At 41.7% G+C, this 23,068-nt stretch carries 25 protein-coding genes; 8 read left to right on the forward strand and 17 right to left on the reverse strand.

Translation table 11 applies throughout. From position 1 onward, the window contains the following. Positions 1 to 11: 11 nt before the first annotated feature. The 4 genes from aceK to NH462_RS06775 form a co-directional block, all read right to left on the reverse strand. Positions 12 to 1,736, reverse strand: coding sequence for a bifunctional isocitrate dehydrogenase kinase/phosphatase (gene aceK / locus NH462_RS06760; RefSeq protein WP_253105023.1), 1,725 nt, complete (start codon positions 1,734 to 1,736; stop codon positions 12 to 14). A gap of 164 nt (positions 1,737 to 1,900) precedes the next feature. After that, entirely contained in the window at positions 1,901 to 2,377 is a 477-nt protein-coding gene (locus NH462_RS06765; protein WP_253105025.1) for a DUF4094 domain-containing protein, read from the reverse strand. 65 nt (positions 2,378 to 2,442) lie between these two features. Further along, positions 2,443 to 3,963, reverse strand: a complete 1,521-nt coding sequence (locus tag NH462_RS06770; protein WP_253105027.1) for a DUF3413 domain-containing protein — start codon at positions 3,961 to 3,963, stop codon at positions 2,443 to 2,445. Positions 3,964 to 3,967: 4 nt separating this feature from the next. After that, the gene (locus tag NH462_RS06775) at positions 3,968 to 4,180 is read right to left on the reverse strand and encodes a DUF1414 domain-containing protein (RefSeq protein ID WP_010374035.1); all 213 of its coding nucleotides are present in this window, start codon (positions 4,178 to 4,180) and stop codon (positions 3,968 to 3,970) included. Positions 4,181 to 4,245: 65 nt separating this feature from the next. Here NH462_RS06775 and yejK point away from each other — a divergent pair, with 65 nt between their 5' ends. From yejK to NH462_RS06790, 3 genes are all read left to right on the forward strand, one after another. Then, the gene (yejK, locus tag NH462_RS06780) at positions 4,246 to 5,259 is read left to right on the forward strand and encodes a nucleoid-associated protein YejK (protein WP_253105029.1); all 1,014 of its coding nucleotides are present in this window, start codon (positions 4,246 to 4,248) and stop codon (positions 5,257 to 5,259) included. A 153-nt stretch (positions 5,260 to 5,412) separates the two neighbouring features. After that, on the forward strand, positions 5,413 to 6,489 hold the full coding sequence (locus NH462_RS06785) for a porin (protein ID WP_010374037.1): 1,077 nt from the start codon (positions 5,413 to 5,415) through the stop codon (positions 6,487 to 6,489). A gap of 10 nt (positions 6,490 to 6,499) precedes the next feature. Further along, positions 6,500 to 6,904: a phosphate ABC transporter substrate-binding protein gene (locus NH462_RS06790; protein WP_010374038.1), complete on the forward strand. Its 405-nt coding sequence runs from the start codon at positions 6,500 to 6,502 to the stop codon at positions 6,902 to 6,904. A gap of 38 nt (positions 6,905 to 6,942) precedes the next feature. On the opposite strand, the gene NH462_RS06795 is transcribed toward NH462_RS06790, so the two are convergent. The 3 genes from NH462_RS06795 to NH462_RS06805 are packed head-to-tail and all read right to left on the reverse strand — an operon-like array spanning position 6,943 to position 10,214. After that, positions 6,943 to 7,983, reverse strand: a complete 1,041-nt coding sequence (locus NH462_RS06795) for a hypothetical protein (RefSeq protein ID WP_248694158.1) — start codon at positions 7,981 to 7,983, stop codon at positions 6,943 to 6,945. Then, positions 7,931 to 8,548 carry a penicillin-binding protein activator LpoB gene (locus NH462_RS06800; RefSeq protein WP_017219134.1) on the reverse strand — a complete coding sequence of 206 codons (618 nt, stop codon included), beginning with the start codon at positions 8,546 to 8,548 and terminating at the stop codon, positions 7,931 to 7,933. The genes NH462_RS06795 and NH462_RS06800 overlap by 53 nt, the downstream gene beginning before the upstream one ends. A gap of 4 nt (positions 8,549 to 8,552) precedes the next feature. Further along, positions 8,553 to 10,214 carry a hypothetical protein gene (locus tag NH462_RS06805; RefSeq protein ID WP_253105030.1) on the reverse strand — a complete coding sequence of 554 codons (1,662 nt, stop codon included), beginning with the start codon at positions 10,212 to 10,214 and terminating at the stop codon, positions 8,553 to 8,555. Positions 10,215 to 10,390: 176 nt separating this feature from the next. On the opposite strand from NH462_RS06805, the gene NH462_RS06810 reads away from it, so the two are divergent. Both NH462_RS06810 and NH462_RS06815 read left to right on the forward strand, forming a co-directional pair. After that, positions 10,391 to 10,969 (forward strand): LPP20 family lipoprotein, encoded by a 579-nt coding sequence (locus tag NH462_RS06810; protein WP_253105033.1) that lies wholly within the window; start codon positions 10,391 to 10,393, stop codon positions 10,967 to 10,969. Positions 10,970 to 11,010: 41 nt separating this feature from the next. Next, positions 11,011 to 12,357, forward strand: a complete 1,347-nt coding sequence (locus NH462_RS06815) for a murein transglycosylase domain-containing protein (RefSeq protein WP_253105034.1) — start codon at positions 11,011 to 11,013, stop codon at positions 12,355 to 12,357. Here the strand turns inward: NH462_RS06815 and NH462_RS06820 are convergent. Next, complete coding sequence (locus NH462_RS06820) at positions 12,352 to 13,248, reverse strand: TIGR01777 family oxidoreductase (protein WP_253105036.1); 897 nt, start codon at positions 13,246 to 13,248, stop codon at positions 12,352 to 12,354. The two genes, NH462_RS06815 and NH462_RS06820, sit on opposite strands and share 6 nt — an antisense overlap. A gap of 115 nt (positions 13,249 to 13,363) precedes the next feature. Between NH462_RS06820 and NH462_RS06825 the strand changes: the two genes are divergently transcribed. Next, a complete protein-coding gene (locus NH462_RS06825) occupies positions 13,364 to 14,401 on the forward strand; it encodes an AI-2E family transporter (protein WP_017219139.1) in 1,038 nt (345 codons plus the stop codon). Positions 14,402 to 14,524: 123 nt separating this feature from the next. Here NH462_RS06825 and NH462_RS06830 read toward each other — a convergent pair whose 3' ends face one another. The 5 genes from NH462_RS06830 to NH462_RS06850 form a co-directional block, all read right to left on the reverse strand. Continuing rightward, entirely contained in the window at positions 14,525 to 14,959 is a 435-nt protein-coding gene (locus tag NH462_RS06830; protein ID WP_010374053.1) for a hypothetical protein, read from the reverse strand. Continuing rightward, positions 14,943 to 16,286 carry an ATP-binding protein gene (locus NH462_RS06835; protein ID WP_010374055.1) on the reverse strand — a complete coding sequence of 448 codons (1,344 nt, stop codon included), beginning with the start codon at positions 16,284 to 16,286 and terminating at the stop codon, positions 14,943 to 14,945. Before NH462_RS06835 ends, NH462_RS06830 begins: the two co-directional genes overlap by 17 nt. Beyond that, complete coding sequence (locus tag NH462_RS06840) at positions 16,280 to 16,954, reverse strand: response regulator transcription factor (protein ID WP_010374057.1); 675 nt, start codon at positions 16,952 to 16,954, stop codon at positions 16,280 to 16,282. Before NH462_RS06840 ends, NH462_RS06835 begins: the two co-directional genes overlap by 7 nt. Before the next feature lie 2 nt (positions 16,955 to 16,956). Beyond that, positions 16,957 to 17,214, reverse strand: a complete 258-nt coding sequence (locus tag NH462_RS06845; protein WP_010374059.1) for a PepSY domain-containing protein — start codon at positions 17,212 to 17,214, stop codon at positions 16,957 to 16,959. 108 nt (positions 17,215 to 17,322) lie between these two features. Next, entirely contained in the window at positions 17,323 to 17,622 is a 300-nt protein-coding gene (locus NH462_RS06850) for a YciI family protein (RefSeq protein ID WP_045989641.1), read from the reverse strand. 221 nt (positions 17,623 to 17,843) lie between these two features. Between NH462_RS06850 and NH462_RS06855 the strand changes: the two genes are divergently transcribed. Beyond that, positions 17,844 to 19,268, forward strand: coding sequence for a sodium-dependent transporter (locus NH462_RS06855; RefSeq protein WP_010604974.1), 1,425 nt, complete (start codon positions 17,844 to 17,846; stop codon positions 19,266 to 19,268). Between the two features lie 72 nt (positions 19,269 to 19,340). On the opposite strand, the gene NH462_RS06860 is transcribed toward NH462_RS06855, so the two are convergent. Both NH462_RS06860 and NH462_RS06865 read right to left on the reverse strand, forming a co-directional pair. Then, positions 19,341 to 19,982 (reverse strand): CPBP family intramembrane glutamic endopeptidase, encoded by a 642-nt coding sequence (locus NH462_RS06860; RefSeq protein WP_039497574.1) that lies wholly within the window; start codon positions 19,980 to 19,982, stop codon positions 19,341 to 19,343. Between the two features lie 90 nt (positions 19,983 to 20,072). After that, positions 20,073 to 20,642 carry an inner membrane-spanning protein YciB gene (locus tag NH462_RS06865; protein WP_010374069.1) on the reverse strand — a complete coding sequence of 190 codons (570 nt, stop codon included), beginning with the start codon at positions 20,640 to 20,642 and terminating at the stop codon, positions 20,073 to 20,075. Positions 20,643 to 20,764: 122 nt separating this feature from the next. Between NH462_RS06865 and NH462_RS06870 the strand changes: the two genes are divergently transcribed. Beyond that, on the forward strand, positions 20,765 to 21,037 hold the full coding sequence (locus NH462_RS06870; RefSeq protein ID WP_010374071.1) for an HU family DNA-binding protein: 273 nt from the start codon (positions 20,765 to 20,767) through the stop codon (positions 21,035 to 21,037). Between the two features lie 42 nt (positions 21,038 to 21,079). On the opposite strand, the gene trpA is transcribed toward NH462_RS06870, so the two are convergent. Then, positions 21,080 to 21,886, reverse strand: a complete 807-nt coding sequence (gene trpA / locus NH462_RS06875) for a tryptophan synthase subunit alpha (RefSeq protein ID WP_253105038.1) — start codon at positions 21,884 to 21,886, stop codon at positions 21,080 to 21,082. Beyond that, positions 21,883 to 23,067: a tryptophan synthase subunit beta gene (trpB, locus tag NH462_RS06880; protein WP_017219145.1), complete on the reverse strand. Its 1,185-nt coding sequence runs from the start codon at positions 23,065 to 23,067 to the stop codon at positions 21,883 to 21,885. Before trpB ends, trpA begins: the two co-directional genes overlap by 4 nt. Between the last annotated feature and the right edge of the window lies 1 nt (position 23,068).

A 23,068-nucleotide genomic window follows, 5' to 3' on the forward strand; every position in this document is an offset into this window, starting at 1 on the left:
TTTCCTTTATATTATTCTTCTTTTTTGGCATCTTGGAGAAAGCGATTATCATGTGGATAAGGGTAAATATGTCTTACGACTTTCTCACGAATATCTCGTTGTGCTTGCTGCCAAAACAACACCTCAGCCAAATCAGCATGATGGCGCAGAAACATTTCCTTTAGTGTAGGATTTGTCAGAACAAATGTACACAACTGTTCAGGAAAGACGTCTTGCGGTGCACTGGAAATATCGCCAGAGTCGTACATATTATCGAGCCCTTGTTTTGGCAGCGCTCTAAAGTTCATTTCCGTGAGATATTGCACCTCATCATAGTCATAGAAGATAACTCTATGGTGTTTACTCACGCCAAAGTTTTTTAACAGCATGTCACCTGGAAAAATGTTTACAGCGAGCATCTCTTTGAGCGCATAGCCATAATCTCTAATGACTTGCTCGCACGTTTCTTCATCGGCTTGCTGTACAAAGAGGTTGAGCGGTGTCATGCGGCGCTCAATATACAAGTGCTTTATCACCATATTGTCTCCCTCAATACGTATACTTTGAGAGATAGAATCCAGCAACAGCTGATAAAGGGCAGGTGAAATACGTGCAAGTGGGATCACTACATCGGAATATTCAATCGTATCTGCCATTCTACCTACGCGATCGTGGCGTTTTACCAGTTGATAGCGCTCTAAAACGGTTGTCTTTGTAAATGGCTTACTTTCTGGAAATTGGTCACGGATCACTTTAAAAACATAGGGAAAGCTTGGCAGAGTGAATACCATCATCACCATACCGGGTGTACCTGGAGCGACTTCAAATTGTTCTTCGGAATTAGCTAAGTGGTGTAAAAACTCACGATAAAATTCGGTTTTCCCCTGCTTATGAAAGCCGATGGCGTTATAAAGTTCAGCTTTTGTTTTATTTGGCATGAGTTGATTTAAAAACTTAACTAGCGCAGATGGGGCATGGGTCTCTACTAAAAAGTAAGCACGCGCAAAACCAAAAATCACCCGCATTTGTGAGCTATTGGTAAGCAGCGCATCGATCAGTAAGCCCCCAGTTTGTGCATGTAATACCGAAATGATAAACGGCTGTACACCAGATTTAGATACCACTCGGCCGACAATATAGGCACCTTTATTACGATAGAAAGGTGCGCTGAGGATATCGAAGCGCATTAAATGCGCTTGATGATGCGTGTTAGGTGCTTGTTTAAGAAACGCCTTAACGAGTAGTCGAATATCTCTATCTAAATCTTCAAATTCACAATGAAAGTCAATGTGTTCAATAATTCTTTTTATGGTGGGCTTGAGGCCATTGACGACTGGGAAATAACTTCGATACTCAGCTTCTACAGGGAGTGACGTGGCGTTAGCTAGCTGGGTTTCAACAAAAATGAAATCGCTATTGTAATATCGGCGGTGAAAGAGGCGACAAAAAACTGAATTATAGAAAGTTTCAGCAAGCTCTGGTTGAGGATGAAAGGTAAGACGCTCAAGGTAAGCCTGTTTTACTTGATACCATAGCGATTCATCCAGTTGCGTCGAGCCATAGAGTTGTATTAACTTGTGTGCGGTTTCATCAACTTTGCTATCGTATTGGCTGATCCTCGCTTTACTTATTCGTTCTATCTCTCCCCAATTTTGAGCAGCAAAAGCGATGGGTGCCAGTTTGGTAATTTTTACAAATGCGTGATAGTGGTTTTGGAAACCTGATAAAATTCGCTCTGCTAACTGCTGTGCTTGCATCTACATCCCTCATAAATTATCCACGCGGAGTGGTTTCACTTTACAAGGTAATGTTCGAAAAGTCATCTGGTAATACCAGTCAAGGCATTTGCATAATTATAGCGAATGCTCATTGGCTAAAGTGCGATTCTCAAAAAGGCAATCCATGCAATTGAGCGGCTATATCACTCATATTCTTTGAGTTGCTTTTCTAATTTTGAAATCTCTTTCTCTAGGCTTTTAATCGCTTTAGCATGTGCCTTATTAATGGCCTTTATTTCCTTTTTAACTTGTCTGACGACCTTTTTACGCCTGTCTTCATTCATCAGTTTAGTTAACTTATCTTGTTGCTCTCTAACCGCGGTATCTCTTTTGCGATTGAGCACGGCTTTTTCATGGTGTTTGGCTCTGAGCGCACGCTTTGTCCTTTTCGCAATTTGGTTACGTTCCAAATTATTTAGCGTTTTATAGTGCTGTTTTGAGGGAGCTGAGGCTTTAGGATCGGATGTAGTTATCGTATGCTGGGTCGCATTGGCCGAGCAGGGAAATTGGCTAAAAACGATGCCTCTGTCGGTCGTGCATTTGAAGTATTTTACCGTTGTTGTGGCGAAACAATGAGTAGAGACAAAAATAAGTACAAGTAGTTTTAGATACAATTGCATATGGCATCCTTGCTGTAACAGTTAATATCTACTTAACCATAGATGACATCCCACTTTGTTCAAGGTTATTGTGCTTCAGGGGCTGTGAATTTTTTTAATGTCTTAATACTTTGTATTAAAAATGGAATATCTAGACTACCGTTTAACACAAAGCCTTCCTTTGCTGACATCTGCTTGAAGCTGCCATCTTGATTGACTAAGGTGATTTTGTCTTTTTTGAAGGCAACTAAGACACCTTGGGTAAAGTTAACGCCTTCTGCATGAGAGCGAGTTTTTATGTTCGATGCCAGCATACTTTGTTGAGCAAGGGGGTCGCAGCCAAGATAAGAGCTTAACAGGGTGTAGGTGATGTCATTGGGCTGTACAAGACCAGAAGCCTGAGCAAACAGCTCAATGTTCGTTACCGCAGAACTGGTTAATACCGTCGCTTGCTGTGCACTAATATCAATTGCCACGAACGGCTTTGAGCTATCAATGTCAATTTCGTCACTTACTTCAATGATTGTTAATTTACTTGCTTGATGAGAAGGCACAAAAGAGAACTCGCCGTTAGTATTAACACTCATTAAGTCATTATTAATTGACCATACCGGAACTTGCTGCTGCAGCAGGACAGACTCTTTATAATAACTCGGTAGACCGTAAATCAGGCTGAATAGCGCATCGCTGCTATTTCCTGCGCGTAAAACAGAATCTATTCGGAACACGTTATTTTTCCCGTTGCTCTGAAGTGCTGCTGCTGTTTTTTGGAATAGCGCCTCATCTGTGTAAGCATAAACGTTGATAGGTTGCTCTGTGGTATCTTTCTTTTCTTTGCATACCGCCGAAATCACAGGGGCTTTGTATTTTGAATGCGTATCACCAATGCTTAGTGAGTGCGCTTCTTCATACTGCTCGATATCAAGTAAATCGTGTCTGGCGAGTAAGCTCTTTGCGGTTGTTGGATAAGATAGAGGTAATACATTATCTTGCTTAGTGATATCGAAAAAGGCATTCGCATCGGCCCAAATATGCAAGCTGTGACTGAGCGCAAAGCAGGTAACAATAGTGCCAGTCGCATAGCGCGGGAATTTATAGGATTTTAGCTCGGCTAAATGACGCCAAGCATAATTGCCTGCAAGTAGTTCAAAAGTCAGCACCAGTCCAAGCATTGCAATGGTAATGATGAGATTAACTAGGGATGATCCGACTAAGGTTTCCCACAATAAAACGAAAATATCGGAAAGCGAAGCTGGGTTGATATGGTAGCCAAGTTGTAGGTAAACAAAGGCATCCACAGTTAATACCACAATACCAACCGAGGCAATAATTGCAGCCATGCCGCGAATATGTCGCGGGTATGGGAATATTAAACTAAGCGGAAAGATAGTTAATACAAACGCACAAAAAGTGATAAAGCTGGTATGGCTTATCCACGTGATCAGCATATAAAACCAACCGACAAAGGTACTTGGTGCTTTGTCGGCGAACAAATAAACTGAGCTAATCAGTAAAACCAAGCCAATGTTAGCAAAGGTAAACCAGTGTCCCCAGCTGAGTAATTGACTTGCTTTTGATGAAAAAGGGCTGTGCGGTGTAAGATTCATTCCGTTACTTTACTGATTGTGTAAGTGCTTTGGCAAAATTTTCGGCAACAGATTGTCTCTTACTCTCTGGAACATGTTCTTTTAGAATGTGCGTGATAGAATTACCCAAACACATTAAGCTGAGATCAACTGGTGCGTTTTGCGAGCTTAATACATTAACTAATTGGTCAACAATTTCTTCTACTTGTTTATTGGAATACTTTGATTGGATAGGCATCAGTTGGTTCAATTTATAAAAGCAATAATTTTTACATTTTAACATTAGAGGCGTGAAAAACAAAGATGAGCGTTGAGGTAAAAAAACTAGTTGTTCACTATGTAGACAAACAAGACGAAGATACCGAAATACATCTACGTGACGATGAAATGCAAATCAATGACAAAGTTAATGTTTTCATTGAACAATTGCATCATGCCTACAATGGCAAACCGGGTAAAGGGTTCTGTGCTTTTAGCGGCGAAAAAAGCAGTCTGGTCGCGTCTGCGATGCAGAGTTATAGAAATAATGAGCTTAACTTTTGGAATTTAACCCAAGAAGCAACCAATGTGCTTAAAGAAGAGCTTAATAAATATGCATTTCATGAAACTGGGTATTTAGTGTTTTGTCATTATCAGTATGTTGCCAGCAATTTTATTATGATTGCACTGATTAATATTAAAGAACATTACACAATTACCTCAGACTTAGACTTATCCGCAGCAAAACACTTAGATATTTCACGTATGCAATTGGCTGCGAGAATCGATTTAGATGCTTGGGATACGGCCGCAGAAGAAAACCGTTATATTTCCTTCATTAAGGGGCGTGCGGGTCGAAAAGTTGCTGATTTCTTTTTAGATTTTCTTGGTTGTGAAGAGGGGATCGATCCAAAGCAGCAATCGCAAACTATGTTACACGCGGTTGAGGATTATTTGTCTACACAGCAATTTGAAAAGTCTGAAAAAGACGACATCCGCAAGGAAATTTTTGATTACTGTAACGACTGTGTTTCAAGCGGTGAGGACGCAGATGTTAATACACTGTCCGAGACGCTTTCGAAGTCTGCAGACGTGAAGTTTGAAGACTTTTATAAAGAGCAGGGCTATGAGCTGGAAGAAAGCTTTCCTGTCGATAAAAAGACAGTAACAAGTATGGTGAAATTTTCTGGGCTTGGCGGTGGAGTAAGCGTTGGCTTTGAACGGAAGCATTTGGGTGAGCGGGTTATTTATGATGCTGCGACTGATACGCTTACGATTAAAGGTGTACCGCCTAACTTGAAGGACCAAATTGAACGTTATTATAACGATGAATCTTAGTTGTTAAAAAGCAGCGTAAGCTGCTTTTTGTTCCTATTTCATCCCTTTTTCTGCAAATATTTTTATCAATTTGCTGCTTTTGCTAGCATTTTTTTAAATTTAACTATACTTGCAATGTAGTACTTGTAGAACAAGCAATTGGGATGAATCACAATGAAGATGAAACTAGCTTTAGGTTGTACCCTTTGCCTTGCCTGTTTTTCAGGGCATGCAGAGGTTAACTTTTCCGGATTCGCAAGTATCAATGCTGGTAAGGTGTTGAGCGGAAGTGGTGTTCCACAATTTGGAATAAACGATCCAATATTTCTCGCCGATTATCCTATCGTCAGTGTTTACGACGAGGATATCTCATTTGAACCTGAAACACTGATGGGTCTTCAATTCAGTGCTGATCTAACCGAAGGTTTAAGCGTTACTGGTCAGATTGTTGCGCGCGGCGCAGATGATTTTGATGCAAAGTTTGAGTGGGCTTATTTGTCCTATGAGATTAATGAGAATTGGACTTTCCAAGCAGGTAAAAAACGCTTACCACTATTCTATTATTCCGACTTTTATGATGTGGGTTACGCCTATATTTGGATGCGTGCACCCGCGGACAACTACACCTGGCAAATTTTTAATTATAATGGCGTCAATATGCTCTACAGCGGCAGTATAGGCGATTGGTCATTAAGCGGGAATATTTACGCGGGTAAAGAAGACGATGATGACAATAAGCTGTTGAGCGAGTTTTTCTTTCAAGAACCAACTAGAGAAATCTGGAAAGACATACTAGGCGGCGTAATTCAAACCAGTAATGACTGGCTTGAAGTACGTTTAACCCATATGCGCTACACCAACCAGCGATATCGTTCTGGAGAGCCTGTCTTATGGGAGGGAAGTGATGAGCGAGATGGTAAGTTTTATGGTTTAGCAGTAAATGCAGACTGGGGAAATTTCTTTATTTTATCTGAGCTAAATCGGTTGGACTTGGACGGTAATCTAGATACCAAGATGCTGACATTGGGCTATCGTTTTGACAATATCACGCCATTTGTATCTTACGCAGATTTTGAAGGCGAGGGCGAGGATGCCGAAAGCCATGAAACGACTTCGTTTGGAGTACGTTGGGATTTTCATTCCTCCGCTGCTTTCAAGATTCAGTATGATGAGGTGGAGGATAACTCCGTTGGTTTAGCGGTCGCGGGTGATAGTAAAGCCATTACAATTGGCATCGACATGGTATTTTAAGGAGAGAAGCATGAAAAAATTGTTTTTACTTACTCTACTTTGCAGCGCTTTTAGTTGTCTAGCCGTGGATGTCATTGTCAACCCTGCCAATACTTCTACACTTGATGAGAATGAAATTAAGCAAATTTTTATCGGTAAATCAAAATCATTCTCCGATGGCTCTAAAGCACTTCCGATAACTCAGGCTGATGGCTCAACGGTAACCGATGAGTTTAATGAAAAGGTACTTAATAAGTCATCAAGTCAACTTAAAGCTTATTGGTCAAAATTAGTATTTACTGGAAAAGGGACACCGCCAAAAGAAGCCGCCGATGATGCTGAGGTACTTAAACTCGTTGCGAGTAACCCTAACCTAATTGGGTTTGTGTCTTCGGGAGCCGCAGATAGCAGCGTTAAAGTGGTGAAGTCATTTTAGGAAGAGATAAGTAAGGCCCTATAAAAAAGGGCCTTACTTTAGATTTTGCTATCAATGATTAACATCGTCAGCTTTTTGCTTAGCATCTTTGCTGACTTTTCTTCAGCATTAGACTTAGCCATGTTTTCAAAACTAGACGCTGCTTTTATTTGTGCAGAAACATGCGCCTTTTCTTTATCGTTTTCCATGAGTGTTAAACTCGAGTTGGCAAAAACATAATAAGTGCTGTTTTTCTTTACGTCTTCGAAATCTACGCGAAAGTCAATTTGAAAGTCTGCACTTTGTTTTTCACCCACAACAGTAAGACCTTGCTTAGTCAAGCTTTCGGCTAACTGGTTGCGGATAGACTCCTGTCCCCAAAACTTTGATGAAATACTAAAAGTTAATGACTGAATAAAATCATTCAGCATTTTGTTTTTGTTGCTCACTGAGGTTGGTATGGCAATGCTGCCGCCACCTAATTGCCTGTGATATTCGTTTGCTTTGCGTCTTTTGGCGATTAGTCGCTTAATTGCCATCGCTTCTTTTAGTTTTTCTGAATTGGTTAGTGCCGAAATAGTCGCGTTACTGATCTCTTCGTCAAGTTGTCTAATATCAAGCTCAGCGTGCATCCTCGACTCAATCTTGTTAAATGAGGCAAGGGCATAGGCCGTTTTTTGCTCTGAGGAGTAAAACTCCTGCTCAATATTGATCCCCTGTAATTGTATGCTTGGGACTCGAGAATATAAAATCTCATCCACTCGATACGAAAAATCGCCATTAGCCTGGCTTTGAGCAACTTGTGTCGTTCCTTCAATTTCCACATTTAATTGTTTGGCAATCGCCAATCTAGCTGCTTCTTGGGCAGCAAGTTTGGCTTCCGTCCTATCTACAATATGACTCGCTGAACCAACGCCATACACTAGATAATCGGAGCTCGGCTGCTGCGTAGCCCACGTGGGTAAGCTTTCTTCCTTTGCAACAGCCTGCTTAGTAGACTGACAGGCCGATAAACTAAGTAGAATACACAGAGGTAATACTAGACGTTTAGAAACCATACCCGCTGCGCTCTTGAAGTTTTTGAATCTTCTTCTGTCCATTCCAAACCTCTCGGTTAGTCGTCATGTCTATTAATCGAAGATCTACTTGGTAGAAAGTGACTCGACTTCCACCTTGTTCATCAACAAATGAGTTAATTGTGCCGGATAGTGCATAATCAGCACCTTGCTCTTGGCCGATCTCATTACGAGTTTCGAGGCTTGAATTAAGCTCTTGGTCTCGCCTTTCCTCACGAATTTCATCTCGTACATAGCGGTTTGCGACGAAGTCAGCTTGCCCGCTTCGCAATATGGCGCGCTTGAGGTCATTCAAAAAAGTGTCAACTGCAATATGCTGATGCGACTTGTTACGAACAGATTGAATAATGATAGCGGGTCGAGTGCCTTCTTTGGCACGGTGTTCACGTACCCAAGGGAAGCCGAGCATATCGCTTATCATTGCTTCAGCAACTAACTGAGAGTCTTTGGCATTCCATTTATCTGAAAGCGCTATTTCTTCATTGGTGTCCACGCGACTCACTTTGGTTGTTGAAGAACAACCCGTCATCGCTGCGCTAGACGCGATGAGCATTGGGACAACTAATTTAACTGCAAATTTAGGCTTCATGTATTCAGTCCATGTTAGTTAAAGATGATAAATAATTTTGTTTTTCTGGTTCAGCTGCACCGGTGAAGGTGCGAATGTGGCTAAGCAACGGTGCTGTTTGATTCAGCCGTATATCCTGTTTAATCACTCTGCCAGTCCTTAATTGGGTTTGCAATTGCAGGTGGGTGGTATTTTCGGGTAATTTCACTCGAGCCACTCTAATTTCACCTGGTAAAGATTGCCATTGTCTAGTATCTGCCGCTGCTGTAATGGCGTTGGTGACAGATGATGTTAGCTGAGCAAGCCCTGCCAACAGCGAGTTCTGCTGGATGCCAACTTGCTTTATCGCTTTACTTGCTGTGACTGCTTTTAACACTTCTCGAGAAATAGCGGTGTAAATTTCCATATTGGCATTACCTAGCGCGTCATACAGTGTGAGTAAGTTTACCGAATAAAAGGGGTGTAATTCTGTAAGTTTTTGTCCGTTAGCGAAAAGCGCAACACGTTGGATATCGTTTTTATGAGGTTGTAAGTAAGTAACCGAGATTCTACTGCCATACTTGAGTGCATCAATCACCCCTTCGTCTACGGCTTTTTGCCATAATTTATCCCCAAGGGGTAAGCGTTTTGTGACAGTGCCTAATACAACATCACTAAAGTCACCTGTTGCATAGTTTTGAATGAGATCAAACAAGCTGGTATCAGCAAACATTAAATTAAACCATGCGAACTGGGCTTGGCGTTCTTCTTTTGTCCCCCAATAAATCGGCGTAATCACTATCGCTTGTGCCTCTTCATCAGGTCTAAGATAAAGGTTAAACTCTTTGCGCTGCGGTGATACACCTAAGCTTTGAACTAATGTGAAGTAGTTTTCTTCCTTGTCTGCAACCATTCTGTTGAGATCTTGCTGTGCTTGTTGGCCTGCATATTGACCTAGTTTGTATTGTTTACTAAAGCCATTTTTGTATGCGCTCACCGCTCGCTCATATTGGATCCGAGCACTATCTAGCTCGCCTTGTTGCTCATATAAAACGCCACTTAAATACTGTGCAAATGCATCGTCTTTATACTCAAGTTCACCGCTGATAAATGGTTGATTAAAAATAGCTTTAAAAATTTGCTCAATATCACTTCCAGCTTTTTGTTGACTTACATAGCCTCCGGTTTGTTGCTGTAATTGAGAGAGATATAAGTCCAGTTGGCGCATTTCTGTCAGTGCAGAGTCATACAAAGCAACACGGTTTACCTTCGACGCGTTTGCCAACGACACATAATTAAGCGCCATTAATGTATGGATCATGGGTTTATGAAAAGCGCGGCCAGTATATTTTTTGTAACTTGCACCAGTAAAAGTGGAAAAAAGCTGGTCGCTGATACTGACAGTGTAGGCGGCTTCAATGATTTCCTTGGCGTGAGAAAGATGTTGATTACTTAATTCATAATGGTGTTGTAAATGAGCTAACATACCGGATTCAAGATAATATAATAGCTCGTCACGAGATGAGTTTTTATAGGCATAGTCAATACGCTGTTGGGCTGAGATAAAATCTCCTTGCTCCGCGTATTCTATGGCCTGCTTGTTGGCTTTAGGGGTCAAGTTACAGCCGCTCAGCATCAAGCAACCCGTAAAGATCAAGAGTTTTATCATGAAGTTATATAAATCAATTTGGAATCGCATTCCTTGCATACTTGTTCTTATAATGGCAGTGTTGTTGTGTTCAATCATATAACAATAAATTAAATAGTAAAAAATTGAATTGAAAGTGCTAAATTGTTAAAAATCGTTTTTACAATTTATTACTGTTAATCAATGATTTTTTTGATAAATTTTATTCCGTAATCAGGGCAATTAAGGAACCCAACATGAAAGCAAAACAACTACTTATATCAATGGCCGTTATAGGGATACTATCGGCTTGTAGTTCAAGTAAAGACGATGCGGCTTCAAGTCCAAGAGTTAATATTCCAGAATGGGTTCTCAATCCAACAATCGAAGATGGTATAGCGGCAGCAGATTGTGTGAAATACTCGGGCAATATTTCAATCGATCAAAAAATGGCAGTTGCAAATGCACGTCTTGCTCTTGCTCAACAGATTGAAACACGCATCGAAGGCCTTGATAAGACATTCGCGAACCGTACAGATGCAAACGATGATACAACGGTAGGCGCAACCTTTAGCTCTGTATCCAAACAACTTACTAAACAAACATTAAATGGCTCCCGTATCGTTAAGGCCGATGTTATCGATATTTCTGGTAAAGACTATTTCTGTGCATTGACGACGTTATCACCTGATCAGACTAAAGAGCTTTTCAAAGATTTGATCAAAGAAAGTAAGCGTAGTGTAAACCCTCAGGATGAAAAGTTTTTATATCAAGAATTTAAAGCTTACAAAGCGGAAAAAGATCTTGAGAAGGAAATTGCAAGGCTAACTAATTAAAGCGTGAGTTTCACGCTTTAATTTTTTGAAAGGAACGCTCTATGCGCAAATCGGTATACTCATTTTTAGTCATGGCGTTAAGTGCCATTCCAAGTGCGGTGGCGAGTCAAGCCCAGCTTTTTGAAGAGCTGTCAGAGAAAATGTCACGTTGGCAAACCTCCGAGCCTAGTGATGAAGAGCTGAGCGAGTTTGAGCAATATAAACGCCAACAATTAAGTGAGTTTGCTGATTATGTCGAAGAGCATTTTGAAGAGTACGATGCCTTTCGTGATAACGTGATCCAACAGTGGGGAGATATAACTGTTTCTGATCAAGCCGCATTTGTCACCTACAGTGATGATTTATCATCCAGAATGGTTGTCGACTTTGAAGCCAATGAGCTGGTCGTAAGCATTAGGCATGCGGCAGATGAAAAGGTATCGCAGGCTCAACTTCAAGCCCTATATAAAGAATTTATCGCGAAAGACCGTGCAGTAATTGATGTATTTAATGCTGATACGCTCGCGGTAAACCAAAGTGAAACAACAAAACGTGAAGTGGATAACGCTGCTCGTGCAAAAGCGTTGATCGCAGCGAAAAAGCAAATAGAGAGCCAATTTGAACAACAGCAACGTTATATAGAACGCCAGACAGATGAGGCCATCATTGACGGCGAAGATACAAAATTAGCAGAGGCCCAACAACAAGCGCAACAGAAAAAGCTTGAACTGTTAAAACAAAAACGTCTTAAAAAGCTATTAGAAACTGCAAGTAATACCGGTAAAAGTGAAGCAACAGTCGTATCTGAAATCGTGCTTAAGCTACCCAAACAGACTGAACTTTCCAAGCATCGAGCAGAACGTTATGTTAGCCAAGTGAATGCACAAGCGAAGCGCTTTGACATTGAGCCAAGTTTAATTTTTGCGGTTATGCATACCGAAAGCCACTTTAACCCAATGGCAAAGTCACATATTCCTGCGTTTGGTTTGATGCAGATTGTACCGACGAGTGCGGGTGTTGATGTGAATCGTATGTTGTACAATCGCGATGAACCGATGTCGGCGCCTTATTTATATGTGACGGACAATAATATTGAAGCGGGGACCGCTTACCTGAATATTCTCGATAAACGCTACCTGAGTAAAATACATAACCCACTTAGTCGTAAGTATTGCATCATTGCGGCTTACAATACGGGTGCTGGCAATGTTGCCCGTGTGTTTAATGCTGATGACTCAAGATCAATCACAAAAGCGGCAAAGATCATTAATTCACTCTCACCAGAAAACGTACTAGCGGCGCTAGACAAAAGTTTACCTTATGATGAAACCAAACATTATCTGGACAAAGTCTTAACGCGAGAAAAGCTCTATATAGCGCCAGAAGAAAGTATTGCACAAAAGTTATAAGTTAAGCGCGCTCAAGGCACCTTCAATGTGATCGTGGCGGAATCGATAACCTGCATCGAGAAGTTTTTTTGGTACGACGCATTGGCCGTACAATAGCAATTCTGACATTTCACCATATGCCAATTTGAGGACAAACGGTGGTACGGTAAATAGGCAAGGGCGTGAGATAGCGCGTGCTAAGGCTTGAGAAAATTGCTTATTTGATACTGGGTTAGGGGCTGTTGCATTAATAACACCGCAGATCTCGTCATGTTTAAGTAGATACATTATTGCCTGAATCATATCGTCGATATGGATCCAAGACATCACCTGTCTTCCAGAACCAATCGGACCGCCAACGCCAAACCGAAAAGGCGGCAACATTTTTGCCAAAGCCCCTCCCGATTTTGAAAGCACAATGCCTGTTCTTAAGATGCAGACTCTAGTATGGCTTGACTCGGCTCTAAAGGCGGTATCTTCCCAATCTTTGCACAGCCTATGAGAGAATTCATCATGGTAATCCTTGAAATCTTCAGTGATGGTCAAGTTATCCGGTTGGCGTCCATAAAAACCTATTGCACTACCTGAAATAAACACCTTGGGCGTTGACGTCGCAGTATTTATCGCTGCAACGATTTGCTCAGTGATTTTTATCCGGCTATTGTAGATCTCTTGTTTTTTCTCTTTGCTCCACCGGCCACTGGCGATTGGTTCACCCGCAAGATTAATGACCGCATCAAGCTCATTAAAGTCGACATCATCGGTATCGGTGACGCAATTAACCCCACTTGGTAATAGGTTTGCAGCTTTTGAAGGCGAACGGGTCAGTACAATCAGATTATGTCTGTGTACTAAAAATTGGCATAGCTTTTTACCAATTAATCCTGTTGCGCCTGTTATAAATATATTCATTCTCAATACTCTTTATTGTAATCAAATAAACCTACGTTTTAGCAAGGAGTTAGATCACTCATTTTCATTATAGGTGGTTTGTTTTAGAATGGTAAAAAAGCAAAAGGAGTGAACTGTGTCTTCACTGACTGGAATTAACAAAACGCTGGTGGTTTTGGCCTCGCTATTTTTAGTGTTAGGTGGTATCAAGCTCGCGTCTGAGATTGTCGTGCCGTTTATATTAGCTGCATTTATTGCGATTATCTGTAATCCTATGCTCAAATTTTTAGCCCGTTTTAAAATACCAAAAGGGCTGGCCATTCTGGTGATTATTGCACTAGTGATTTTAATTGGTGCAAGTATTGGTGGGCTTGTTGGGCAATCAGTCAATGATTTCTCCAAGCAGCTGCCAACTTATAAAGAAGATTTACAAGAAAAGTTCGTTTGGTTGGTCAGTACTGCCGCGAACTACAATATCTTATTGGATAAACAGCAACTTATTAGCATGCTAGACCCAAATAAGCTAATCGATGTGGCCACCAATATGTTAACTGGCTTTGGTGGTGTGATGGCAAATAGCTTTTTAATTCTGCTTATCGTCGTTTTCATGCTTTTTGAAGCGCCTTCCTTGGGCCACAAAGTGCATCTTGCCTTAGACGATCCAGAGATGAAAATGCAGCAAATTGATAGATTTTTAGATTCTATCAATAGCTATTTGGCGATTAAAACGCTTGTGTCATTGGCGACAGGTGTCGTAGCGGCTGTTTTTTTATGGGCGTTAGGTGTTGATTACTTCGTGCTTTGGGGCGTAGTTGCATTTTTGCTTAACTATATTCCAAACATAGGTTCAATCATTGCGGCTGTGCCGCCTGTTTTATTGGCCTTAGTGACACAAGGACCATTGGTGAGTGGTATTGTCGCGGTGGGTTACATTTGTATTAATACCTTAATGGGCAATATTATCGAGCCGAGGTTTATGGGTCGAGGGTTAGGTTTATCGACTTTAGTCGTGTTTCTCTCGTTAATCTTTTGGGGCTGGTTACTAGGAACTGTGGGAATGCTGCTTTCCGTGCCGCTTACCATGGTTGTGAAAATTGCCCTTGAAACCAGTGAAGAAGGTAAATGGCTTGCAATCCTTCTCGGTTCAGAACAACCCGATAATAAAACATCTTAACAACGCTGAGACTCGCAAGTAAAAAGGAGCTACAAACAGCTCCTTTTCTAAGCGTTTTACTCGTTATTAGCTGAAGCTTAGGTTATTAAGGCTTGCCACCTAATAATCTAATCAAAAATGCGGCTAGAGATTCAAATCTTCTTTCAATACTTTACTGCTTTTCAGCTCAATGATGTGGGCTTTTAAGAATGCAATTTTGCAATTTTTATAAGCCGTCGCTGAGCGCGTCGCGTTTGGCATATCTAGTAAGTATCGCCACCGGCAGCTATCTTCCATATATTCCTCCTGATTGCGAAGGGCACGTTCCATAATTGGCAAGATCTGAGTATTACCCGTGTCCGCTTGATACTTTTTAGTATCAAGCAATAACTTAGTGATCCAGGTTTGACGATGACGTTCAAGTAAGTTGATATTGCCATCCAGGCACATGAGGAATTTTTTTGCTTTTTCCGGATGCGTTGACTCATACTTCGTACAGTCTTGTAGTGTGACATCGTCGTCTGCAATCACAAAAAAGGTTAATCCCGATACCAGTAGACTGCTAATTATTCTTTTCATGGTTAAACTCTATCGTAAATTTTGCGCCACCATGTTGGGAAGTACCGATTTGCATCAAGCCGTGATATGACTTAACTAAATCAGATACGATAGCCATTCCTACGCCGTGGCCAGCTTCATAGGTGTCTAATCTTGCACCTCTGGTCAGCAGCTCTGAGCGGCGATGCTCTGGAATGCCTGGGCCATCATCTTCTACTTCTATGATTAGTAGGCGCTTTTTAGGTGCACTTACTTTTATATCGACCAAGGAACCACATGCTTTACAGGCGTTATCTATAATATTACCAAGAATTTCCATTAAGTCCGTTTTATCGCCAAGAAATGCAACCTCCTCACCACATTCGGAGGAAAATTGAATGTGCTTGTCGTGATACACTTTAGTCATGGCGTTGAGTATTGAGTCTAGTACGGGTTTTACTGATGTTTGCTTCTTCCATGTATCGGATGCACCCGTTGCAGCACGTTTCAATTGATGTTCGATCATCGCATTGATTCTGTCTAGTTGCTCCTGAGCGTCTGCATCTTTTGCCAGTGGACTGGATTTAATCACCGCAAGGGGCGTTTTTAACGCGTGCGCAAGGTCGCTAAGTGACGCTCTATATCTCTCTTTTTGACGCTTTTGAGATTCCAATAGTAGGTTTAAGTCGGATTTGATTGTTAGGAGTTCGACGGGGTAAAGACCCGTGATCTTATCGCGCTCGCCAGCCTCAATCTCTTTAATTTCTTTATCCAATCGCTGTAACGGCCTTGCATTCCATACAAACCCAAATGCCATCAATCCTGCTATCACCACACCCATAACCAGCATCCAGTTGACCAAGGTGTTTCTAAACCCTGACATTAACTCCATCAGCGCGTCATTTTTCTTTAAAAGCACAAAGCGGGCTTGCTGCGATTGCTCTGCATTTCCGAGAATAACAGTTAGGCTAAGTTGCCAAAACAGTACACCATTATATTCAACTCGTTTAAACTCAGATGCTCCAGCTTGGTTTTCTGAAAAGTCAGGTGAAATTGAGAGATTTACAGCCGACTCGGAATACCAAACGAGGGAGTTATCTTGATAGACCAGAGCATAAGTATCAGAATTCAGTCTGTTTAACTCAGGTGCAAGAATACTGCGAGGCATTTCGAGTCCGTTAGAGACAAATTCGACTTCAGAGATAAGTGAGTAGAGGTGGGCTTCCAATGTTTTTTCAGTCGCATCGACTAAAGAAGAATAATAAGCCCTGCCCACGGAGAAAAACAGCGCGGGAAGGGCAATAATAAGCACAAAGACAAGGATAAATCCTTGTCTTATTTTAAGCGAAATTTGAGAGCTGTTTACCACTGATTTTTGAACCTATATCCACGTCCTCTAAGGGTTTCAACAGGGTTCAGAGTGCCATCAGGGTCTAGCTTTTTACGCAGTCTTAAGACAAACACTTCAATGACGTTAGAGTCTAAGTCAAAGTCCTGATCGTATATGTGCTCTGTGAGTTCAGATTTAGAAATAACTTTTTGTGGGTTAACCATTAGGTATTCTAAAACTTTATATTCATAGGCCGTTAGTGATAGCTCGTTATCATTAACCCAGACTTGCTGTGAGCGAGTGTGGATTTTGATTGGACCAATACAAATCTCTGGATTTGCTTGTCCAGCGCTACGTCTAATAAGTGCATTACAGCGCGCAATCAGCTCTTCAACATGAAACGGTTTAGTGAGGTAGTCATCAGCTCCAGCATCAAGGCCTTCTACCTTGTCTTGCCAACGGTCGCGTGCCGTTAAGATTAAAATAGGGATCTTAACGCCGTTAGCACGTGCTCTACGGATAATTTCAATACCGTCAAGTTTTGGCAAGCCGAGATCGATCACTGCCATATCTAACGGATATTCTTCAAGGTGAAATAATCCAGACTCACCATCATGACACAAGTCAACGCTATATTTTTCTTTCTCTAATGCATTTCGCAGGTTTTCTGCTAGTTGAATATCGTCTTCGATAACTAAAATACGCATCCTTAGTCCTTATTTACTTCACCTGTCTTCTTGTTGACTTTTAAGTCAACAATTCGACCATCTGGTTGGAGAATTCTTACCACAAAAAACTGATTTTCTTCAGAAATCTTAAGCGTCTTCCCAGCGTACTTATCAAGCGCCAGAGACACAGCTTCTTTTTTTGTAATCGTCTTTACATTCTTATCATTGCGGCTATTGGCGTCTGCTACACTCGAAGCGAACGCCAAGATCAACGCTAAGAGAGTGAGTTGCAATCGCATTTTAAGCTCCACAGTTTCATAGATACTAAGTGTCTAAACTTCATAAATCTCAAACAAATTTAGTGCTTTTGTAATTAACCTTTGCTGAACTTAACGTTCAGTAAACTTTTATGGCAGAACTCGCTTGTACGGTTTTACAATACTAGCAGTATAGACACCAGCATCAATATAGGGATCGACGCTCGCCCATTGCTGCGCACTTTCTAAGTTTTCAAACTCAGCAATAACCAAAGAACCCGTAAAACCCGCTTCACCAGGATCTTCCGAGTCAATAGCTGGTAACGGGCCTGCTGCAAACAATCGACCTTGTTGTTTTAATTCTTCTAAACGAGCTAAGTGAGCAGGGCGCGCAGCAAGACGTTTTGCTAATGAGTTTTCAGCGTCGGTTGAATAGATCATGTAAAGCATAAGTATTAGTTCCGGATTGGTTTCTAGGTTATTATTGTTATTTTTACGTATCTTGTCGGCTTTTCAGGGCCGTTTATCAATACTATGATAAAACGCCCTCAGTGCAAAAGTAAATGTACACAGAGTTTTTCAGTGATTAGACATTTAAACTTGAAAAACACTCAGCTTGACTGGTAGAGTCCTTCGGATATTTATAGAAAATAATAATAAGGTTGATTGCAATGAGTGCAAACCGTGAGCATTTTAGCTCCCGATTAGGGTTTATCCTTGCCGCTGCAGGTTCTGCTGTTGGTATTGGTAACTTAGTCGGCTTTCCTGTTTCCGCCGCAAAAAATGGTGGTGGGGCATTTTTACTAATCTATGCACTATTTGTAGTGTTTATCTGTTTACCTGTCATGATGGCCGAAATGGCAATGGGTAGGAAAGCCCAAAAGGACCCGTTTGGCGCATATAAGCTGCTATCGAATCACGATAAAAAGTGGTCAATAGCTGGATTTTTGGCTGTACTCACGCCGTTTATGATTGCCGTCTTCTACATGGTTATTACCGTTTGGATCTTTGGCTTCTTAGCGCAAACAGCTTTAGGTAACTTAGATGTACTCGCCTCTCCGAAGTACTTTGGCACTTTTATCAACGATACCAATGTTTTCATCTATATGTTGATAGTGGGTGTGATCGTTAATCTTATCTTGGTTGGCGGTGTAAAAGAAGGAATCGAAAAAGCGGCTAAGTTACTCATGCCAGCGTTATTTGTCATGTTAATTGGCCTTGTCGCATACGTACTAACCCTTGATAACGCAATGGCAGGTGTACGCTATTACATCGTTCCTGACTTCGAAAAAATGAATGCAAGTGTGCTAAATGGTGCGCTATCACAGGCTTTCTTTTCACTGTCTTTAGGTATGGGTATATTGATCACTTATGCTTCCTATATCTCTAAGAAAGACGACATTGTCGGTAGCTCTAAAATGGTTGCTATTACAGACTCATTAGTGGCATTCATTGCCGGTCTGATGGTACTTCCGGCTATCTTTAGTTTTAATCCGAATACAGATCCAAGTAAGTTATCGGACTCTTCAGTATCTATGATTTTCGATTACTTGCCTAAATTGTTATTGGCTTTACAAGATGATATTGGCTACGTCGGTGCCTCAATTGTTGCTGGTACTTTCTTTTTATTGGTTTTCTTTGCCGCGATAACGTCGCTTGTGTCAATTGTAGAGGTGCCTACCGCGACTTTGATGGAAGAAAAATGTATTTCACGTAAAAAGGCCCTGATTATCTTAGCGTTGACCACAGGAATTTTGACTGTGTTATCTACTATGTCTTTTGGAATGGTGGATTGGCTTACAAGCTTTGTAAGTTATGGCGATGCTCAGAAGAGCTTCTTTGATCTAATCTACGACGTGTTTTACGACACTATTTTACCGTTGAATGGTTTGCTGTTGTGTCTATTTGTTACTTATCGCTGGAAAAAATCTGGTTTGAATGAAGAACTTGCGCAAGGCGCTGAGGGGTACGTAGGTAGCTTTACTGAGAAATATATTAATTTCTCTCTTTCTACATTCATCCCAGTGATCCTGTTGGCTATTTTCATTAATACCGTTGCAACTAAATATTTTGCATTCAGTATCTTTGGCTTCTAGCAGCTGGACATTCGTTTTGGGCACGATGACATCGGCGTATTAATGCGCCGATGTTTATTCTACACTAAGCCACTAAAATTTTACGCCTGAATCTAAGTACTGCCCAATTCCTATTGTAAACATCCACAGCCCCCATAGGCTATGCTCTAACACACACACCGCAAGTGAACGACTATGGGCGTAAGTATAAGAAAATAGTAGTCCGCCAACAAAAGATAACGCCACGGCTATCCAGTTGTCATAGATGCAGTGAGCAAGCGCAAACACTAATGCACTTAGCAAAACTCGATTGTTTTTATTTGGTAAAATCCTTTTATAGCGATGAAAGAAGTAGCTCCTAAAAATTAACTCTTGTGGTAAGACGGAAAGAATAGGGTAAGCAACTAATAATAATAACCAGTCGCTGGGGGAATTGAGCGGTAGGGAAAACCAATTTCCTTGGCTAACTAAACCATAGAGCATGGCTGAAAACATCGCACCTGCGAAAAACGTGGTGAATAAACGTTTTTTGACGGACGAAAACTCTCCCAAACTGGTTAACCTAAATCGTTTGAAATGGGGGTCGGTTAGTAGTAAATGGGTACAGACTGCCATTAAAATGATCAGTGCTGGAAAAAGCCAATTGTTGAGGTGATCACGGAATTGATAAGCGACAATGGGCAGGACAAAGAATACAAATACGAGTTCACACCACCGGTATTGGCTTGCGTTCAAGGTTGGTTCCCCAAAATATTTGGCGGCTACAAGCCGCTATAGTTAGCTCTCACTCGTTAACTATAGCAGCTGCAGATGAACCTTGAATGGTTACTCTTCAGGTAAATATTTTTGAATTTTAAACATGGTAAAGAGGAGTGCAACGAAGGTGATCCCAATTAAACCAAAGACTTTAAAGTTCACCCAAAAATCAAGAGAGAAGTGGTACGCAACGTAAAGGTTTAGGCCTGCGATGAAGAAAAGTAATACTGCCCAAAATAGATTTAATTGGTCGCAGTCTTTGGCTGGTAAATCAATATCAATCTCGCTTTTTTCCTTTTCAGCAACTGACTTTAATACGCCTTCGAGTGCGCCTTTTACCAAGTTTTTATTAAACAGGTATCTGGATATGAGCAGTGCCGCACCTAAAATGGCATAAATAATCGTGGCTTTCCATTTAATAAACTGCTCATCATGGAAGAAAATCGTCATCCCACCAAGGATCAATGCAATCGCTAAGAATACCCAATGACGTTTTGCGACTTCGCGCTTAGTGATGTATTGGTGTGCGACCTGTATAAGAGAGGCGATGATTAGCACTCCCGTTGCCCAAAAAATATCGACAAACTTATAAACCGCAAAAAATAAGATGAGCGGTAAGTACTCAATTAAAAATGACATTTTTTATCCTAACAAAGTTGGTTGTAAGGGTTTTACCAAGATACGGCGAGAACATCAACATTGACTTTCTTTGATGAAACCCATAGCCTGCTGCGCTCATTCAATGGTTCAGAGGTATTTGCATGAATAAGAGCGATTTAGTTACAAAAATGGCGGAAATTAGTGGATTAACAAAGAAAGATTCACAGGCGGTGTTAAATGTCATTTTACAGGCCACTAAAAAGCGCTTGTCAGAAGGCGATCAGATGCAAATTAATGGACTTGGGACATTCGCGTTAAGTTATCATCCCCCAAAGCAAGGACGTAATCCTCAAACAGGTGAGACCATCACCATTGAAGGACAAAACAAGGTATTGTTTAAGCCTGCTAAAGCCTTAAAAGATAACTTGCGTTAATGCTAAGAAAAGCCAGTGTCTAACACTGGCTTGAAAGTAATATTACTTCTGCGTTGCAGCTTTCATTCGCTCAACAAAGGTTTTTAACTCAAAGCACATGGTGTTAGGATCATCCAAATGTTTTTCGATGATTTTCACCACCGCCGAGCCACTAATTGCACCTGCCGCACCTGAGCTAATCGCATGCTTTACATGCTCCGGTTCAGAAATACCAAACCCTAGCAGTGGCGGCGCAGCATGATACTCGATAAGTTTGGTGATCATCTCTGTTGCCGGCATTTGTGCCGACGTTTCTGTGCCAGTCACGCCTGCGCGCGAAAGTAAATAAGTATAGCCACGACCTCGGGTGGCGCATTCTCGTAACGTATCATCGCAGGCATTCGGTGTGGCAATGAAAATTGGCGCGATGTCATTTGCCATTGCAGTGAGCCTAAACGGTTTGGCTTCGTGCAGTGGCACATCAGCAACTAAGATAGAATCCACACCCGCAGTTTTGGCGTCTTGATAAAACTGCTCAATACCCCGAGCAAAAATCAAGTTTGAGTAAAGCAACAAGCCAATTGGAATATCGCTATTGTAACGACGAATTTCAGCGATGATCTCAAGACAGTCTTGCGTATTAACATCTTGCTCTAATGCACGGATGTTAGCCGCTTGGATAACCGGACCATCGGCGATGGGATCGGAAAATGGAATACCCAGCTCTAATGCATCAGCGCCACCGTCAATCAGGCTTTTGATGATCTCAATACTGAGTGCCTTATCGGGATCGCCAATCGTTACGAAAGGAACGAATGCACCTTGGCTTTTTTCATTTAAGTGCGCGAACATCGCGTCATAACGTCTCATAGCTCACCTCGCTCAGACAGTACCTGGTGGACGTGAGCTAAGTCTTTGTCTCCGCGACCACTTAAGTTAACAACAATCACCGTTTCTTCAGTTTGCGCTTCTGCATATTTTAATGCGTATGCCAGAGCATGGCTCGACTCTAAGGCTGGAATAATACCTTCGTGTTTGGCAAGCGCTTGAAAGGCATTTAATGCTTCAGTGTCAGTAATGCCAACATACTGCGCGCGGCCTGTTTCATGAAGGTAGGCGTGTTGTGGACCAACCGCTGGGTAGTCAAGACCCGCTGACACAGAGTAAGATTCTTCAATTTGGCCATCTTTGTTCTGCATGATATAGGTATAGGCGCCGTGCAAGATGCCTTTACTTCCTTTACATAGTGCAGCGCCGTGCTCATCGGTATCTAGGCCTTTACCAGCCGGTTCCACCCCGATTAATTTAACGTCTTTTTCGTCAATAAAGTCTGCGAACATACCAATAGCATTTGAGCCGCCGCCCACACAAGCGATAACCGCATCAGGCAAACGACCTTCCGCTTTTAGTACTTGTTGTTTCGCCTCTTCACCAATCATTTTTTGGAACTCACGGACAATCGTCGGGAACGGGTGAGGACCTGCAGCCGTGCCGAGTAAATAATGTGCCGTTTTGTAGTTTGCAGACCAGTCACGTAATGCTTCATTTACCGCGTCTTTTAATGTGCCTGAGCCAGCGGTAACTGGGATAACTTCCGCACCCATCAAACGCATTCTAAATACGTTTGGTTGCTGACGCTCAACATCTTTAGCCCCCATGTATACTCGGCACTTTAAGCCGAGTAAGGAGCAGGCTAGGGCGGTTGCAACACCATGTTGTCCAGCGCCGGTTTCAGCAATGACTTCTTTTTTACCCATACGTTTGGTTAAGAGCGCTTGACCTAACACTTGGTTGGTCTTGTGTGCACCACCGTGAAGTAAATCTTCACGCTTTAAGTACAGTTTGACCTTAGGGTTTTTAACTAAGTTGCGTGTCTTGGTCAGTGGTGTTGGGCGACCCGCAAATTCATTCAAAAGTTGATAAAACTCCTGCTGAAATTCTGGGTCTTTTTGTGATTTATAAAATTCCTGTTCTAACTGCTTTAACGCAGGTACGAGTAACTCGGGCACAAACATGCCTCCGAAGTCACCAAAATAAGCTGAATTACTCATG

It is taken from the genome of Pseudoalteromonas sp. OANN1, from assembly GCF_024124685.1.
GTDB classification, from domain to species: Bacteria; Pseudomonadota; Gammaproteobacteria; order Enterobacterales; family Alteromonadaceae; genus Pseudoalteromonas; species Pseudoalteromonas piscicida.